The following is a 19,577-nucleotide window of genomic DNA, read 5'->3' on the forward strand; positions in this document are numbered from 1 at the left end:
CTCGATTAAAATCGAGACAAATATAAAACTTAAATAAGTTAGACGCTAAGCTGAGCCCAAAACTTGTTTTAAATCTGAAATTTGATTGTCCCAAAGCATTTTTGCTTCGTCCACTTCATCATCCTCAACATGATCTGTCACAATAATAGACACATCCTTCGTAATTTCATCTACCTGTATACGAATTTCGAAAAAGTATGAAGCACCTTCCTCATCATCACTCAACCATCTAAATTTTACACGCTCGCCACTTTTTTTACTTAATAATTTCGCTTTTTCTTCACTCCCATCCCAAATAAAAGTGAACATTTCTCCACGGGAATTAACATTGTCTGCAAACCACTCTGACAAGCCAGAAGGCGTTGATATATATTGATATAAAAGTTGCGGTGAAGCATGAATAACAAACTCCATCTCAATTTTAACTTTATCTTCCATAGTCCTATTAATTATGTTGTCAATATATACATTAATTGTTGAGTTTAAAACTAAATGCTAAAAAAAATAATTTGCACATTTTATGTTTGCGCACATAAATTTTGTTTTTATATTTGCACCCTCATAAATGGCGAGGTAGCTCAGTTGGTTAGAGCGTCGGATTCATAACCCGGAGGTCACGAGTTCAAATCTCGTTCTCGCTACAATAGTCAAAGATCCAGTACGAAAGTTCTGGATTTTTTTTATGCTACCAACTAAAATGCATTTACAACCGTTTTTATACAAAACACTAAAAATCAACTATTTATAATTACATACTCACTTTTTAAATGTTAAATAAATGCATTTCATCGGTTTTTTTTGCATTTTATGGATAAAAATTAAAATAAAGTAATATCTTAGCACCCTTAACTTTAGACTAAAACTTCATTAAACCCCAAACTAATGAGAAAAATTACCCTACTGTCTGCTTTGTTATGCCTTGTTGTGACGCAGCTTGCCATATCCCAAGAGACCTTCAAAAGAATAACCATTCGAAATGCCAGTCCTAACACCTTTGATCAGTTAATTGATGAAGGTATTGATTTGAGATGTGGTGCAACTCTAACGGACAATTCCATTCAATTAGAGCTTTCAGAATCTGAAATCAGTCAAATTGCCAAAAGAGGGATTGCTTACACTGTAGATATTGAGGATTTGACCAAATTCTACCGCGATAGAGCCCAAAGAGAATTACCTGCGGCTATCCGACAATTGGAACTTGAAAAATCACGAAGCTCAAGCACTAACTACAATGAAAGAGCTTCCATTTCAAGCGTTATCACAGATAATTATTTACAATATCAAGGTTGCGACGAGAAAGATTGGGCAGTTCCAGTTAATTTCAATTTGGGAAGTATGGGTGGTTGTTTAACCTACGCTGAAGCGTATAGTGAAATGGATGATATGCACGCCTTATATCCTAACTTAATTTCTGCTAGACAAGATGCCTCACCAACCAACCAAAAAACTTGGGGTAATACACAAGGAACAACGACCTGGTCTGGACAAACCATTTATTACCAACGAATCACTGGTGATCAATCGTCACCAGAAGGTAGTAAACCACAATTATTGCATACGTCAATGATTCATTCTAGAGAAGTCAGTGCGCTTATGGGTAATATCTATTATATGTGGTACCTACTAGAAAACTACGATACAGATCCAGCCATTAAAAACTTAGTAGATAACAACGAAATCTATTTTGTACCTATTGTTAATCCTGATGGCTTAAGATGGAATCAGCATGTGAGTCCGGGAGGTGGTGCCATGCAACGTAAGAATCTTAGACCTAATACTGGTGGTACTAGTAATTCATCTACGAATAGAGGTGTTGACCTTAATAGAAACTTTGATTATTTCTGGGGAAGCGCAGGAACAGGATCTTCTGGAACAACAACAAGTGATTCTTATAGAGGACCATCAGCAGCTTCAGAACCTGAAACTCAAATCATGGTAGATTTCATTCTTAGTAGAAACTTTAAAACTGCTGTATGGCAGCACACTTACGCTAATGGTATTCCACATCCTTATGGTGGCAATCCATCATTTATCTCAGGTAGAGAAGATGAAATGCACAAATGGCACGAAGACATGACCAAATATAACCGCTATGTATCAGGTGCCACGATTTTTACGCCAGCAAACGGTATAGCTGATGATTGGATGATAGGTGGTAATCCAGATGCCAACGGTTCTATTGGATCTGGCCAAAACGTATTGGCAACCACACCAGAGAGCGGCCATGGTAGTGAAGGTGGATTTTGGCCTTCACCTTCCAATATTGTGCCTATTGCGAAGCGCATGGTTCGTATTAACTTAATGAACGATTATTATGGCGGAAAATACGCCAAGCTTCATGATTTAACACAAAGCGATATTTCAACACTCACTTCCGATTTAACGTTTGGAATTGAAAGAGTTGGCCAAACTTCTAGTGATTTTACCTTAACAGTGACACCTATTTCAGCAAATATCACATCTATCACCTCACCTTCCACACAAACTGGAATGTCTGTTTTAGAACAGCGTAATGTCACTGCTCAATTAATTTTAGATCCTTCCATCGCAGCCAACGACAAAATAGAATACAATGTCACATTAGAAGATGATAACGGAAATATCTTCTATGAAGTTAACATTGAAAAATATTACCAACCTAATATTATTTTTTCAGATGATCCGGATACCGATGGGATATCTAACTGGACCGTAGCAGGAAACTGGATTACAACAACCGCAGATGCCTGGTCTAATACCACAGCTATCAAAAACGGCAATGCATCTAGTTACCCAAACAACAATACCAGTCACTTAACATCCAATAGTTCGTTTGATTTTTCAAGTTCGAATGAGGTCCTGATTCAATTTTATTCAAAATGGGATGTGGAACGCAATTTTGATTTTGTAGAACTTCTAGCATCAACTGATGGTGGCAGCAATTGGAATAGTTTATGTGGAAAATATAATAAACCAAGCTCTGCGAGCACAACAAATGATGCCCATGGAGGGAAAAACTCCACGAGTCGTTCGTTTCAAGCGAGTAATAGTTCAGGTAGGGTTTATGATGGTGATCAATTTGATAATTGGATCATGGAAGAAATTGTCATCAATGCCTCCAATAACAGTTATTTATTGAATGCATCTAACGTGACCTTCCGATTTAGATTTAGATCGGATGGTGGCAATCTTGGTGAAAATTATTCTGCTAATTTTGATGGATTTTACTTCGATGATTTTAAAATTATCGGCTTAGAAATCCCCTGCGAAACCACAGTACCAACAGGGATTTCAGTAGCAACAACCACAGTAAGTGCCAATGTCACATGGGATAACATTCCTTCCGCAACTTATGATTTAAGATATCGAGAGATTGGAGCACCAACTTGGATCGAAGTAACAGACATTCCTACAAATAACTATGTCATTTCAAGTTTAACGGCTTCAACCGATTATGAAGTCCAGGTGGCTACGAGATGTACTTCCGCGACCTCTGCTTATAGCACATCCACCAATTTTACAACGGATGATATCGTTCCTTGTACAGGTACTACAATTGTTTCCTATCCATATACTGAAACATGGAACTCCAATATTGGCGATTGGTCACAAGGAACTGGTGACGATGGTGATTGGACCTATAATTCTGGTGCTACTGGCTCTGGACAAACAGGTCCTAATAGTGATTTTAGTGGCAGTGGAAGTTATTTCTATACCGAAGCTTCAACGACCGATCTAGGCTCAAATGCAACCGTTTATCTCGATAGCCCTTGTTTTGATCTGTCAGGATACGAAAATGCCAATTTCTCTTTCTATTATCACATGTATGGTATTGAAATGGGCGATTTGTCCTTAGAGGTTTCTACCGATAATGGTAACAACTGGAATAACCTGACAACCATTTCTGGAGGTCAGCAAACTGCTAATGGTGATCCTTGGCTTATAGAAAATGTGCCGTTAAACTTATTCGACGGACAAGTAATTAAATTGAGATTTGTTGGAACCACAGGTGGTGGTTATCGAAGTGATATTTCTATTGATCAACTTAACTTAACTGCTGATGTGGCAGGATCTGCTCCTCCATCTGCCGTTTGTCAAGATATTTCCGTGCAATTAGACAACACAGGTAATGCAACGATCGTTGCTGCTGATGTTGATGGTGGCTCTTCTGATGATGTTGCCATTACCAATTATAGTATCGATATCAATACTTTCGATTGTAGTAATATTGGTACACCTGTAAGTGTCACGTTAACTGTAACCGATGGTGATGGACAAACCGATAATTGTACAGCCACTGTGACCGTTACCGCGCAAGACGAACCTACAGCGGTGAATTGTTGGGATAATTATGTTTACAACAATACCACCTGTTTGTGGGAAAACCAAGGAACACAACCAGCTGAACCTTCAACAGAATGTTGGGAGACTGCAACCTTTAATAATACGACGTGTTCGTGGGAGGTCACTGGTACGCAACCAGCAGAGCCTACAACAGAATGTTGGGAAACTGCAACCTTTAATAATACGACGTGTTCGTGGGATGTGACTGGTACACAACCAGCAGAGCCTACAACAGAATGTTGGGAGACTGCTACCTTTAATAATACGACGTGTTCGTGGGATGTCACTGGTACACAACCAGCAGAGCCTACAACTGAATGTTGGGAAACGGCTACCTTTAACAATACCACGTGTTCATGGGATGTGACTGGGACGCAACCTGCTGAGCCTACAACAGAATGTTGGGAAACAGCAACCTTTAACAATACGACGTGTTCGTGGGATGTCACTGGTACACAACCAGCAGAGCCTACAACAGAATGTTGGGAAACAGCAACCTTTAACAATACGACGTGTTCGTGGGATGTCACTGGTACACAACCAGCAGAGCCTACAACAGAATGTTGGGAGACTGCTACCTTTAATAATACGACGTGTTCGTGGGATATCACTGGTACACAACCAGCAGAGCCTACAACAGAATGTTGGGAAACTGCTACCTTTAATAATACGACGTGTTCGTGGGATGTGACTGGTACACAACCAGCGGAGCCTTCAACGGAGTGTTGGGAAACGGCTACGTTTAATAATACGACGTGTTCATGGGATGTGACTGGAACGCAACCTGCAGAGCCTACAACAGAATGTTGGGAAACTGCTACCTTTAATAATACCACTTGTTCTTGGGATGTCACTGGTACACAACCTGCTGAACCTACAACAGAATGTTGGGAAACAGCAACCTTTAACAATACGACGTGTTCGTGGGATGTGACTGGAACGCAACCAGCAGAGCCTTCAACAGAATGTTGGGAAACTGCTACGTTTAACAATACGACGTGTTCGTGGGATGTCACTGGTACACAACCAGCTGAGCCTACAACAGAATGTTGGGAAACTGCTACCTTTAACAATACGACCTGTTCGTGGGATGTCACTGGAACGCAACCAGCTGAGCCTACAACCGAGTGTTGGGAAACTGCTACCTTTAATAATACCACTTGTTCTTGGGATGTCACTGGTACACAACCTGCTGAACCTACAACAGAATGTTGGGAAACAGCGACCTTTAACAATACGACGTGTTCGTGGGATGTGACTGGAACGCAACCAGCAGAGCCTTCAACAGAATGTTGGGAAACTGCTACGTTTAACAATACGACGTGTTCGTGGGATGTGACTGGAACGCAACCAGCAGAGCCTTCAACAGAATGTTGGGAAACTGCTACGTTTAACAATACGACGTGTTCGTGGGATGTCACTGGTACACAACCAGCTGAGCCTACAACAGAATGTTGGGAGACTGCGACCTTTAACAATACGACTTGTTCGTGGGATATTATCGATAATGGTACCAGTAGCATCTATTATGCCGATACAGATAATGATGGTTACGGTGATCCAGACAATTCCATCGAGGATTGTAGTCTTCCATCTGGATATGTCACTGACAATACGGATTGTGATGACTCCAATGAAAACATATTCCCTGGAGCTACAGAAATTCCAGATAACGGAATAGATGAAGATTGTGATGGTATGGATGATAACACTTTAAGTATTGGTGAACTGAATCCAAGAAATATTACAATTAAACCAAATCCTTTCAATTCGATGATTGAGATTAGTTTGCCACTGAGCTTTAATGCTAGTGACTTTGATATCAGTATTTATGATCTGAATGGTCGTGTGGTATATAAGAAGATCAAATCTGTGGTAGAAGGAACCATCACCATAAATGATTTGGAAAACCTGGAAGAAGCGCCTTACTTCATAAAAATTATGAATAAAGACAATGGATTTATAGTTTCTAAGAAACTTATCAAATTCTGATAATTCTAGTTTACAATAGAAAAAAGGCTGAACTTCAACAAGTTCAGCCTTTTTCTGTAAACACAAATAGTTGCTAAGGTATCAGAAAAATCATACCACAAGACCTGAATTTTAAATTTCTGTAAATCAATAACTTAAAAATATATTGTGCATTTCATCGAATATTTTTGCATTTCATAGAGTCTTTACCTATATTTGTACCATAAATTTAATAGTCCCAAACTAAAATTTAACCGCTTATGAAAATTTCTACTTTTTTTCAGAAAAAGTATGCTTTGTTATCAATACTATTATTGACAATAAGCATATCACAATCTCAAACCGTAACGACTATTGCATCCTATGATTTTGAATCTGGCTCTCAAGGCTGGATTGATGGAGGTACAGATGCAGAGAGGGTTTTTAGTTCATTCTACGCCAACTCAGGTAACTATAGTTTAATGGTAAGAGATAATTCAAATACCCAATCGACTTGGCGTTCACCTTTGTATTCATTAGGTTTATATGATAAAGTAGACTTTACATTTTACGTATCTTCAAACGACATGGAAGATGGTGAAGAATTCCTGATTGAGTACAGAGATAATAATCTTTTTGGTTCATGGCAAACAGTTGCTGTTTTTAGAAGTGGCACCATTGGTTATGGTACCAAGACTGGTGACATACAAAGCGATGAAAATAACGGTATCAAATATTGCAAGACAGTGACGATGTTTAGTACTGACTTCACGTTTCCATTGTTACCAACAGCACAGTTCAGAATACGCTGTAATGCTAGTAATGATGCTGATTTAATCTACATGGATGACGTCTCCATAAAAGGAACTATTTTCGGAACTGCTCCCGCAGGTCCAGGTGGTGTCGAAGCTGACCTAGACTTATGGTTAAAAGCGGATAAAGTAAATGGTAGCACTTTATTATCTGATGGTTCTAGTGTTACTAGATGGGCAGATTACAATAAAGGGAATCATGCTGAGCCAGTTATTAGCTCACAGGCACCTGTTTACAGGCACAATACAACCAAGAATATCAATTTCAATCCTGTTATTGAATTTGAGAACGACAATACAACGTCAGATAAAGACATGACCTATTTAACTAATAGGCAAGAATTGAAAGGGACTGGTGGCTTTAACTCACATGACACCTTTGTGGTATTAATTCCAGACCCAACGATTACTACTGACATGATCCCGTTAGACACCTTTACAAGTACAGATCCAATTGGTAATACTTATACGGAAGACGTTACGGGTTTTGGATTCGGAAGATACACACAACGCTTCTTTAACGAACGATTAACTTATTGTATTGGGACAACCAATGAAGGTGGCGATGGTAGTTCCTATCCAGGAAATGGTTACGGGAGAGCTGACACTAATTCTGGTATGAATTACAATCAAGTAGGCATTGTTAACTTCAGACATAATGCCGCCGAAAATAATATGGAATTGTATTTCAACGCAAATAATGTTGGTAATGAAGATAATGCACCTGCTCAATTTGCTGCTGTCACGAATGGCCGTTACTGGTTAGGACGCAGTCAATATTGGAATGGCAGTTTTGATGGTCGTATTGCAGAAGTCATTACATACGATTCAAGAAAAACTGATGGAGATCTTACACAAGCTCACAATAGAATACAGTCGTATTTAGCTATAAAATATGGTATTACGTTAGGAGTTAACGGAACAACTCAAGATTACGTAAATAGTGATGGTAACGTCATTTGGGATCAGTCTGCTAATGTTGGCTACAACTATGATATTGCTGGTATTGGTAGAGATGACGCCTCAGAACTGAATCAAAAACAATCTAGAAGTGTTAATGATGCTAGTGATGGTACCGGACGTATTGAAGGGATCATCACCATGGGATTGGATGAGATCTACGATACCAATGCTGATCATATTTCTTCAAACCCAACCACTTTTAATGATGGTGAATATCTCGTTTGGGGTAATAATGGTGCCGACTTAAATTTAGCTGCCACAACTGTGAGTGTGAATATGAGTGCTGGTATTTCCCCTGCCCTTACAACAAATGTGTCCTTTACGGCCATGCGACGTGTTTGGAAAGTGGTAGAAACTGGTGGTGATATTCCTGATGTTAAAGTGAGAATTCCTCAAAATGCTATAAGAAATATTACACCTCCAGGAAATTACTACATGTTTATTTCAAGTACTGGTGTATTTGACCCAACAGCAGATTACCGCGTTATGACCTCTGATGGTAATGGTAACCTAGAGACATCTTACGATTTTGATGGCACTAAATACATCACTTTTGGTTATGCACCTCAAGTGATTGTAGAACGTTCTGTGTATTTTGATGGTAGTGTGGATTATATTGATATGGAAGATAATCTGGATTTAAATCCTTCTGGTTTTACTGTGTCGGCATGGATTAAAAGAGATGCTGCAGATACTGGTACCAAATCAATCATTTCCAAACGAAACAATTCATTCTCAACTGGATTTGATATCAGAATACTAACAAATGATCGTATTCAAGTATTTTGGAAGAATGGAACTAACCAAATTCTGACGTCCACAACTTCAATACCCGACGACGAATGGCATCATATCGCGCTTATTTACAATGGCACAAGATTATTTATCTATATTGATGGTGTTGTAAGTGCTCAGGCCAATCGTTCGGCACCTGTTGACACAGATGACTCGTTCTTGATTGCCGCAGCAGGTAAAGGCTCAACAATACAACATTTCATGGGTAATATTGATGAAGTTCGTGTATGGGATACCGATCTTACGGTAGACCAACTGCGCTTTATCATGAACCAAGAAATTGAAGAAAATAGCAACTTTGTAGCTGGTAAAGTATTACCAACAACCATCACTAAAAATGAAGTTGGTACCATTCCTTGGTCACAATTAGCTGGGTATTACCCAATGTCTGTCTATACGTACACCAACACCGACGATGCGTCTGGAAATGGGAATCAAGGTGCTTTAAGAAACTTAGATACCGTAGATAGACAAACTGCACCATTACCTTATGAATCACAATCGGCAGGGAATTGGTCAAATAAAAGCACTTGGCTGAATGGTAATTTACAAGCTGTTCCTGGTGAGCTCTCTATTGTAGATGGCACACCAATAGATTGGAACATTGTAAGAGTGGCTCACAATGTCACTATTGATACCGAAGTGGTCATGGGAAGAGATGTTGAAGTCTTAGGACTCTATGTCGATTCTGGTGAATTAACAGTTGATGGTAATAATGCCGATGCTGCAGCTGGTAACGGCTTAACGGTGTCGCATTATTTAAAATTAGATGGAAAAATAGATTTGGAAGGTCAATCACAATTAGTACAGGCTATAGACAGTGATTTAGATCCAACCTCATCTGGTACTTTAGAAAAAGACCAACAAGGTACTGCCGATGTTTACACTTATAATTATTGGTCATCACCTATTGGAACTATCAATGCCACCACAAATAATAATTCTTATTCTGTAAACAATATTATGTATGATGGTACGAATCCTGTCAACTTTACCACCAGTGGTTACAACGGATCTGATGGTGCAACCATTACAATTGCAGATTATTGGATATGGAAATTTGCCAACCAACTGGATGATGATTATTCAGCTTGGCAGCATGTGAGACAAAACGGAACCATTCTCGCTGGTGAAGGATTCACTATGAAAGGCCCTGGTTCTGGAACGATTACAGATTTACAGAATTATGTCTTCTTGGGTAAACCAAATAATGGCGATATCAATTTAACCTTGAACGCTGGTAATGATTACCTCGTTGGTAACCCATACCCTTCTGCGATTGACGCGAACCAGTTCATTACAGATAATGGTCCGACCATTGCAGGTGCAGGTGCAAACCCATTAATTAGTGGTACACTGTATTTCTGGGAACATTGGGGAGGCGGTTCTCATAACCTTGCCGATTATCAAGGTGGCTACGCAACCTACAACTTCTCAGGAGGTGTTGCAGCACCGTCTTTAGGAACCAATGATCCAGATGTTGGTACAGGTGGTACACCTACTAAAATACCTGGTCGTTACATTCCAGTGAGTCAAGGATTTTTCGTTGTAGGTGAAAGCACTGGAAACATTAATTTCAATAACGGACAACGTGCTTATGTCAAGGAATCTTTAGGAACTTCGGTTTTCGTACGTTCCTCAGATGCTACGGCAAATTACGACGATGCAGATGCGAATGCGATTGATGACCGAATGAAATTCAGAATTGGATTTAATTCTGTAAATACGATTCACAGACAGTTATTATTAACGATTGATGAAACCACTACGACCGGATATGACTGGGCATTTGATGCCAAGACTTATGACAATCAGATGGATGATTTATTCTGGATGATTGACAATGACAAGTATACGATTCAAGGTAGTAATGAAGTGGCACCTGATACGGTCTATCCATTAGGTATAAAAACTCAGGATGACGGTATGAATACAATTACGATTGATGAATTGGAAAATGTGCCAGCAGACATCGATATCTTCATTCACGATATTGAAAATGAGACCTACCATAATTTACGAGAGAGTGATTTCCAATTCTTTTTGAATGCAGGAGAATATCTTGACAGATTTGAATTAACATTCAGTGACGCTTCAGCGGATGCCCTTAGTGTGGAAGAAGCTGCATTGAATTCATTAGATGTTTTCTATGACACTAAGACAGAAAGCATTGTAGTATTGAACCCTAATTTTGTCGATGTGACGTCCATTAAATTGTTTAATATCATCGGCCAAAATATAACAACCATTGAAAATATTTCAGAACTGGACTATTCTGAATATGAAGTTAAGAACCTCAGCACTGGAACTTACATTATCAAGATAGATACTTTAAGCGGTTTGCTATCGAAGAAAGTTTTGGTGAAATAACATAGACCCAAATCTACCGTGAGCTTAACTTTTGAATTAGCCTCTCTCCTTTCGGAAAGAGGCTTTTTTGTATGCAGTAAAAAGATGTTAAAAAAAATCTACTGTAATTGTGTAATGAGCTGTGACAGTGACAACTGTTCTTGATCACCAGTCACCATATTCTTTAACGTGAAGGTATTGTTTGCCAATTCAGATTCACCTAATAATACCACATAAGGAATATTGCGTTTATTGGCATAATTAAATTGTTTGATCGTCTTTTTGTTATCTGGAAACAATTCTGCACTTATTCCTTGTTCTCTAAGTGATTTTATAGCTTTCATACTTGCCATAGCTTCAGCTTCACCAAAGTTGATAAACAATACTTTTACCGTATTACTAATGGTTTCTGGAAACAACTCTAAATCCTCCAACACCAAAGCGATGCGATCTAATCCAAAGCTAATACCTACACCACTAACATTTGGTAGTCCGAAGATACCTGTTAAATCGTCGTAGCGACCGCCACCACCAATAGAACCCATTTTCACACCTTCTGGTGCAGCCACTTCAAAAATAGCGCCTGTATAATAATTTAAGCCTCGTGCTAAGGTCACGTCCAGTTGTAGATTGGCCGTTTGGAGTTTGAGGTTGTCAATACCTTTATTAATGAACTCTAGCTCTTCAATACCTTTCAAACCTTCCTCAGAAGCATTAAGGATGGATTTCAACTCAGCCACTTGCGTCCCAAAATCACCTGCTAAGCTAAATAAAGGTTGTAATTTTGCGATTCCTGATTGCGGAATCCCTTTCTCGAGCATTTCAGCTTTCACCTTCTCCTCGCCTATTTTATCTAACTTATCAAGTGCTACCGTAAAATCGATGAGTTTATCTTGGGCGCCAATCACTTCAGCAATACCTGAAAGAATTTTTCGGTTATTGATTTTTATCGTGACACCTTTGAGTTTTAGGGCTGTAAAAACAGCATCGTATAACTGTACAAATTCCACTTCTTGCCAGAGGGAATCACTACCTACCACATCGGCATCACATTGATAAAATTCTCTAAATCGTCCTTTCTGTGGACGATCGGCTCGCCAAACGGGCTGAATTTGATAACGTTTAAATGGAAACTCAATCTCGTTTTGGTGTTGCACCACGTAACGTGCAAATGGCACCGTTAAATCGTAACGCAAGGCTTTTTCTGATATTTCCTTTGAAATACTATTGAGGCTAATTAATTCACTATACGTTTCTTTGTATAATTCCTTTAATAAGGTTTGGCTGATTGGATAATCATATACAGGAATATTTGCTATTTTCCCAATCACTGAATTGGAAATTTCCTTTCTATTCCGAATAGAATTCAAGGATTCTCTTATCAATAAATCTTTCTTTTTATTGACAACAGCACCAACGATTTTATCAAAAATTTCTGGAATGAATTCTCTAGTATCGTTTATTACTTCGTTATATAAATTAACTACCTCATTATCATTAATAAAGGTTTCATTTTGATTACTATTTCTGATACTATCACCGAATTTATCATCCAATCTGTTATTGAATTTATCTAAGACTAATGTTATTTTATTTATAAAATAAGTGTATTCGGATATTTCAGTATCCATCTTCTTCAGATAATCCCCAGAATTCAATATTTTAAAAATCAAGCGATCGCCTTCATCACCATATTTGCCCATCAAAGTACTCGAGTTTTCAAAACTAGGAGTTTCGATAGGTTGGAAACCGTAGACTTCAAACGCACGTCGAATAGTATCAAAAATATAATTGCGCTTCGCGACGTCTTCTGGATTGAAATCTCTTGTTCCTTTTGGTATGCTTGGTTTTTGAGCCATAATCATGTTCCTGGAGTTCCAGGTTTTCGGTTTTTTGTGTCCTTTAATATGTCCGAAGATATACAGAAGCACACATCATTCGTTCTAATTCGTCACAAAAATATTATAAATTTTAAAGGCATTGGAAAGATATTTCAATTTTATAGTAACTTTATAGGTGTTTTATAGTCTTACTATGACATACAAATCTGTTTCAACACCATTATGTTTTCATTAGTTAGAGAAAATATCCGTATTGCATTTGATTCTATTAGAAGTCAGTTGCTTCGAACCATTCTTACCATTTTAATTATTGCCATTGGGATCACGGCTTTAGTTGGTATTTTAAGTGCGGTTTCAGCGTTGGAAAACACCATAACGAGCGACTTTTCCTCTATGGGTGCGAATACCTTTAATATTCAACGTTATGAATTCACGAATCAGCGTCGTGGTGATGAATCACAAAAAATCAATCCTGTAATCAGCTATCGTGATGTTAAAGAGTTTACCGAAAATTTTAATTTTCCAATGTCAAAAGTCGCAGTTTTCTTTCCAGGCACTTTTGCTGCAGAAGTTAAATATGAAAACAAGAAAACCGATCCCGAAGTCATAGTGGCAGGTGCCAATGAGAATTATATTGAGAATTCTGGCTTAGAATTGGAAGTTGGTCGTGGTCTCAATTATTTTGACGTTGAAAATAGCAACAGTGTTTGCGTGATTGGAAGTGATTTAAAAAAGGCCCTATTAGAGGATGTCAACCCTTTAAATAAAACCATAAGTGTGAGAGGTTCGAAATTTAAGGTTATTGGTGTGCTGAAGGAAAAAGGATCGACATTTGGAAATAACCAAGATTTCAGAATGATTATACCCATGCAAAAGGCTCGTTCTATTTTCACCAATCCTAATATTAATTACAGTCTTAGTATTAAGACTGAAAAAAAAGACTTATTGGAAGGAGCTCAGGACGAAGCCATAATTTTATTCAGAAATATTAGAGGTTTAAATCCGGTTGAAGAGAACAATTTTGGTATTGAGCGCAGTGATGATCTAATCAACCGTATTGGTGCTATGACAGGCGTTCTCAGTAAAATTGCGTGGATTATTAGTGTGATTACCATATTTGGATCTACCATTGCTCTGCTGAACATGATGTTGGTGTCGGTGACGGAACGAACGAGAGAAATAGGTGTTCGAAAATCTTTAGGCGCCAAACAAAAAACGATTGCTTTTCAGTTTTTTATTGAAACCATCATTATCGGACAATTGGGAGGCCTTTTGGGAATTATCCTTGGCACATCTCTAGGCTTTATATTTGCCGCCATTGTCGATTTTAACTTTGTGATCCCATGGAGTGCCATGGTATGGGCAAGTATTATCACATTAATAGTGGCCATCATTTCTGGATCGTATCCAGCGAATAAAGCAGCTAAACTAGATCCTGTGGAATCTTTACGTTACGAATAGCGACAGTGCAACTAACTGACTAAATTTTCGAAGTATTGGTACAATTCGCCTTTAGTAATGTTAGCCCCTTCTTGAATGAGTTTAAATTTATCAACCCCTTTATCGTCTGAATAATCTTTTTTAGCTGTAAAGAATTCGACATCATCCGACATAAGATTCCCTCGAAACCAATCGTAGCCTTCCTTGGTGGTAATATCGATGTCTTGATTTTTGATCTTCAAGGCAATGAGTCGCATGTGTTTATCCGTACAGTGAAACAAATGCATTTGTTGTGGTGAGATATGTTCTAGGTAAGTTACTTTAGACAAAACCCCTTCCCAAATTAAGTCACTAAACACGTCCAATTCCTGTTCTGCTACTTCCGGTTTGTTGGCTTTAATATCGGTCCATTCATCAGCTGTAATAGACTGTGTTGCCAAAAAGTTGATAAATTCTTGGTGTAATTCTTCGAATTGTTCTTTTGTAAGTCTCGAATATTTCATGATAGGTGTGTTTACTTAAATATAGGCATTGAAAAAGCCTCAACAAATTGCTGAGGCTCTTTAATATCATTCATTTGAATATTAAGCTTCTGCGATCACTTCAAAAATTAAATCGACAGTTACTTCTCTATGCAATCTGATCACCGCTTCATACTGACCTAAACGCTTGATATTTCCACCGTTGATAGAGATGTATTTCTTATCAACATCGTGACCTTCGTTTTTAAGGGCATTGGCCAAATCCATATTGGTAATAGATCCAAATAATTTGTCACCAGCAGTAGCACCAGTACCAGCTTTTGAAGTAATTTTAATATCCAACAATTTAATCGCTTCTGCTGTTTTTTCAGCGTCTTCAATAATTGTTTTCTCTTTATAAGCTCTTTGCTTTAATGTTTCTGCTAAAACTTTCTTAGCAGATGACGTTGCCATAACAGCGTGTCCTTGAGGAATTAAAAAGTTTCTACCATAACCGCTCTTAACTGTTACAATATCGTCTTTAAATCCTAAATTTTCAACGTCTTGTTTTAATATAAGTTCCATAGTTATTGGTATTTTATTTTAATAAATCTGCTACGTAAGGCAATAACGCTAAGTGACGCGCTCTTTTTACGGCTACAGATACTTTTCTTTGATATTTTAAAGAAGTTCCTGTTAAACGTCTTGGTAAAATTTTACCTTGTTCGTTTACAAAACCTAATAACCAGTCTGGATCTTTATAATCGACATACTTGATACCAGATTTCTTAAAACGACAATATTTTTTCGTTTTAGTTGTATCGATATTTAATGGTGTCAGATATCTGATTTCACCATCTTTTTTTCCTTTTGCTTGTTGTTCAATTGAAGACATAATTACGCTTTTTGTTTATCTCTGTTTCTTCTCTTTTCTGCCCAAGCAATTGCATGCTTGTCTAATTTCACTGTTAAGTAACGCATAAAACGCTCGTCACGTCTAAACTCTACTTCTAATGGGTCGATTACCTCACCATCTACAGTGTACTCAAATAAGTGATAAAATCCACTCTTTTTGTTTTGGATTGGATAGGCTAATTTTTTTAAGCCCCAATCTTCTTTGGCTACCATCTTCGCTCCTCGAGAAACAAGAAAATCTTCATATTTCTTTACTGTTTCCTTTATCTGGTCATCAGATAAAACGGGATTTAAGATGAAAACAGTTTCATAATGATTCATAAAAATCTATTTTATTGTGTTAAAAATGAGTGCAAAAATAACTATTATTTCTAATTCTGGCAACGTTTTTGTTTAATAAATTTTGAAGACTTTCGATTTCTTAAAATTTTGTTAAAATTCACACTTTACCGATGTTTTTTGGTTTTTATCCGAATTTTTCGTACTATTGTCGATATCTTAACCTAAAATATAATAATGTTATGACTTTAAACTGTGTAGTAGTTGATGATTCTGCGATTCAACGATTATCGATTGTAAAGTTAATTGAGAATCATTCCTCTCTTAACCTTATTGCAGAATACAGTAGCGCATTAGAGACCAAAAACGGACTCAATACCCATAAAGTGGATTTAATCTTCTTGGATATTGAAATGCCAGTACTCAACGGTTTCGAACTGCTCGACGTACTCAACAACAAACCCCAAATTATTTTCGTTACAGGTAAAACTGAATACGCATTTAAAGCTTTCAATTATGATGCAACCGACTATCTTCAAAAACCTATCACTAGGGAAAGATTTAACCAATCTGTTGAAAAGGCGTTAGAACAACATAAATTAAAGCTAGATTTCAATGAAACTGATGGCGAACACATCTTCGTCAAAAGTAATCTAAAAAAACGTAAAGTTTACATTAAAGATATTAAATGGATTGAAGCACTTGGTGATTATGTAAAATTAGTTACTGAAGAGAACAGCTTGGTCGTTTTATCTACAATGAAAGCGTTTGAACACGAATTACCGGAAGGTAAGTTTCTAAGAATTCATAAATCCTACATCGTCAACCTCGATAAGGTGGATCGATTTAACAGTAAAAATGTTGAAGTAGGTGCTTATGAAATCCCTTTAAGCCGAAACAAGAAAACCCAACTTGTAGACGCCCTTAATAATATTTAGAAAGGCCATTAAGACTATTTAGTTTGAAGATATAACGTTAAACCCTAACTTAACACTAATAATTATCTACATTTAAAATTACTCTTATTGCCCTAAAATCTTTTACACTCAAGAAGCTATTATTTATTTTTATGATAGCTTCTTTTGTTTTAGCCAATGATTGCTTTTGCGGAATCTTTACCAAAATATGCTTTAAGTATTGATTTCGAATTCTTGCAACAGGCGGAAATTCAGGTCCTAAAACATGGGTTTTGAATATGGTACGTAATGATTTTGCATACCACTCAGCTCCTACATTCACTTTCTGATAATCCTTGTGTTTTAAGGTAATTTTTATCATCCTGTAAATTGGTGGATATTTGTAAATACGTCGCTCTTCCAATTGCTCTTCAAACATCGCTGTGTAATCATTCGTAGATACTTGCTGTAATATGTTATGATGCGGATTGTAAGTTTGTATGAGCACCTTACCTCGCTCTTTCGTTCGTCCTGCCCTACCCGACACTTGCGCCATCAATTGATAACTGCGTTCATGCGCTCTAAAGTCTGGAAAATTGAGCATGTTATCAGCATTCATAATACCTACCAATTTAATATTTCTGAAATCCAAGCCTTTGGTAAGCATTTGCGTTCCTACTAAAATATCTATTTCTTGTTGTTCCAACGCCGTGATAATTTTTTCATAACCATATTTTCCGCGCGTCGTATCCAAATCCATACGCGCCACTTGATGATTTGGAAACAAAAGTTTAGCCTCCTGCTCTACCTGTTCCGTACCAAAGCCTTTACTGTCTAATTCCACACTTCCACAGGCGTCACATGTTTTAGGCATGATCGTGTGATACCCACAGTAGTGACATCGCAATTGATTTTTATATTGATGGAAGGTTAGACTCACATCGCAATTCGGACATTGCGGCGAATGCCCACAAGTATGACATTCTACGATGGGCGAAAATCCGCGGCGGTTTTGAAACAAAATAATCTGATGACCATGCTCCAAGGTCTCCGTCATTTCCTCAATGAGCCGATCACTAAAATGGCCTTGCATGCGCTTGCGCTTATGTTTATCTTTAATATCTACCAACTCAATATCTGGCATGAGCACATTGTTAAATCGCTGCTTTAAATCGACTAAGCCGTATTTTCCTTGTTTGGCATTGTGATAACTTTCTAAACTTGGAGTTGCTGAACCTAATAGGGTTTTACTTTCAAAAATACCAGCCAACACGATGGCTGTATCTCTTGCGTGATAACGAGGTGCTGGATCAAATTGTTTATAGGAGGATTCATGCTCCTCATCAACAATAATCAAACCTAGATTTTGAAAGGGCAACAACACCGAAGAACGCGCACCTAAAATCACTTGAGCTTTCGGAGCATTACTTAGAACATTATTCCAAACTTCCACGCGCTCATGAGAGGAATACTTACTATGAAAAACTGCTACTTTTTCCCCGAAATAATGCTGAAGTCGCTCTACTAGTTGTGTGGTCAATGCTATTTCGGGTAACAAATACAAGACTTGTTTGTTGCGATTAAGCTGTGTTTCTATCAGCTTGACATAGATTTCAGTTTTCCCTGAGGAAGTGACACCATGCAATAACGTAATATTTTGATTTTCAAACGACTCTGTGATTTCATTTAAAGCTTTTTCTTGATACTCATTAAGCGATTTAGAAGCTTCATTTTCTGAGCCGTCATATTGTACACGATCGGTTTGAATATGGTATTCCTCCAGAACGCCTTTATCAATAAGGGCCTTTATTATGGCTGCTGATGCGCCACTTTCTTCCGATAAATCTGAAACCTTAACGGGTTTTTTTGTTTGTGCCGAAATTGAAAAAAGCGTCATCACTAACTCTCGCTGTTTTGGTGCCCGACTTAAATCATCTAGTAAAGCATGGAGTGCTTTCTCAGAGGCATGAGCCGATTGTAGCTTCACATATCTTACTAATTTCGGTTTGTATTTTTCATAAATTTCCTCCTGAACAGAAATGGCATTTTTATCCAATAAACGCTTGATTACTGGTAGGACATTTTTCTTATCCAAGATAGACATGAGGTCTTGAATTTTCAAAGACGATTGATGATGTAAGGCCTCGTAAATAATAAACTCATCGTCCTTAAAATCGGCTTCATTAATTGTGACATCATTGTTTTTACTAATCACCGTTTCACTTTCCAGAATAAAAGCGCTTGGCAAAGCGGCTCTCATAACATCTCCTAACGTGCACATATAATACTCAGATATCCAGGTCCAATGCTTCAATTGCGCGTTGGTCACGATGGGTGCATCATCCAATATTTGATGAATATCCTTAGCCTCATAAACCAAAGGTGTATTCGTATGAATCTCTACAACGATACCTGTGTAGATTTTCGATTTACCAAATGGCACAGAGACACGCATACCTGGCTGTAGAAAATCGGCTTCAGCTGCTGTTATCGCATAGGTAAAGCTTTTTTCTAAGGGAATGGGCAGTATGACGTTGATAAAGTATTTCAATG

11 protein-coding genes and 1 tRNA gene are annotated in these 19,577 nt (G+C 37.8%); 5 read left to right on the top strand and 7 right to left on the bottom strand.

Annotation, left to right across the window (positions count from 1 at the left end):
- Nucleotides 1–45: 45 nt before the first annotated feature.
- Nucleotides 46–438 (bottom strand): START-like domain-containing protein, encoded by a 393-nt coding sequence (locus ACU8DI_RS08350; RefSeq protein ID WP_447112312.1) that lies wholly within the window; start codon nt 436–438, stop codon nt 46–48.
- Nucleotides 439–567: 129 nt separating this feature from the next.
- Between ACU8DI_RS08350 and ACU8DI_RS08355 the strand changes: the two genes are divergently transcribed.
- From ACU8DI_RS08355 to ACU8DI_RS08365, 3 genes are all read left to right on the top strand, one after another.
- A tRNA-Met gene (locus tag ACU8DI_RS08355) sits at nt 568–641 on the top strand.
- Between the two features lie 241 nt (nt 642–882).
- Nucleotides 883–6,315, top strand: a complete 5,433-nt coding sequence (locus tag ACU8DI_RS08360) for a M14 family zinc carboxypeptidase (RefSeq protein WP_447112313.1) — start codon at nt 883–885, stop codon at nt 6,313–6,315.
- 239 nt (nt 6,316–6,554) lie between these two features.
- Nucleotides 6,555–11,213: a LamG-like jellyroll fold domain-containing protein gene (locus tag ACU8DI_RS08365; RefSeq protein WP_447112314.1), complete on the top strand. Its 4,659-nt coding sequence runs from the start codon at nt 6,555–6,557 to the stop codon at nt 11,211–11,213.
- A 98-nt stretch (nt 11,214–11,311) separates the two neighbouring features.
- Here ACU8DI_RS08365 and hisS read toward each other — a convergent pair whose 3' ends face one another.
- On the bottom strand, nt 11,312–13,051 hold the full coding sequence (gene hisS, locus ACU8DI_RS08370) for a histidine--tRNA ligase (RefSeq protein ID WP_447112315.1): 1,740 nt from the start codon (nt 13,049–13,051) through the stop codon (nt 11,312–11,314).
- A gap of 204 nt (nt 13,052–13,255) precedes the next feature.
- On the opposite strand from hisS, the gene ACU8DI_RS08375 reads away from it, so the two are divergent.
- Nucleotides 13,256–14,494 carry an ABC transporter permease gene (locus ACU8DI_RS08375; RefSeq protein WP_447112316.1) on the top strand — a complete coding sequence of 413 codons (1,239 nt, stop codon included), beginning with the start codon at nt 13,256–13,258 and terminating at the stop codon, nt 14,492–14,494.
- Between the two features lie 11 nt (nt 14,495–14,505).
- On the opposite strand, the gene ACU8DI_RS08380 is transcribed toward ACU8DI_RS08375, so the two are convergent.
- The 4 genes from ACU8DI_RS08380 to rpsF form a co-directional block, all read right to left on the bottom strand.
- The gene (locus ACU8DI_RS08380; RefSeq protein WP_447112317.1) at nt 14,506–14,976 is read right to left on the bottom strand and encodes a DUF6495 family protein; all 471 of its coding nucleotides are present in this window, start codon (nt 14,974–14,976) and stop codon (nt 14,506–14,508) included.
- A gap of 81 nt (nt 14,977–15,057) precedes the next feature.
- On the bottom strand, nt 15,058–15,519 hold the full coding sequence (gene rplI, locus ACU8DI_RS08385; protein WP_447112318.1) for a 50S ribosomal protein L9: 462 nt from the start codon (nt 15,517–15,519) through the stop codon (nt 15,058–15,060).
- Between the two features lie 13 nt (nt 15,520–15,532).
- The gene (gene rpsR, locus ACU8DI_RS08390) at nt 15,533–15,832 is read right to left on the bottom strand and encodes a 30S ribosomal protein S18 (RefSeq protein WP_447112460.1); all 300 of its coding nucleotides are present in this window, start codon (nt 15,830–15,832) and stop codon (nt 15,533–15,535) included.
- Entirely contained in the window at nt 15,832–16,170 is a 339-nt protein-coding gene (gene rpsF, locus ACU8DI_RS08395; RefSeq protein ID WP_447112319.1) for a 30S ribosomal protein S6, read from the bottom strand. The genes rpsR and rpsF overlap by 1 nt, the downstream gene beginning before the upstream one ends.
- A 200-nt stretch (nt 16,171–16,370) precedes the next feature.
- Between rpsF and ACU8DI_RS08400 the strand changes: the two genes are divergently transcribed.
- Entirely contained in the window at nt 16,371–17,066 is a 696-nt protein-coding gene (locus ACU8DI_RS08400; protein WP_230937136.1) for a LytR/AlgR family response regulator transcription factor, read from the top strand.
- 55 nt (nt 17,067–17,121) lie between these two features.
- On the opposite strand, the gene priA is transcribed toward ACU8DI_RS08400, so the two are convergent.
- Nucleotides 17,122–19,575, bottom strand: a complete 2,454-nt coding sequence (gene priA / locus ACU8DI_RS08405; protein ID WP_447112320.1) for a replication restart helicase PriA — start codon at nt 19,573–19,575, stop codon at nt 17,122–17,124.
- Between the last annotated feature and the right edge of the window lie 2 nt (nt 19,576–19,577).

This window comes from Psychroserpens sp. BH13MA-6 (assembly GCF_052983595.1).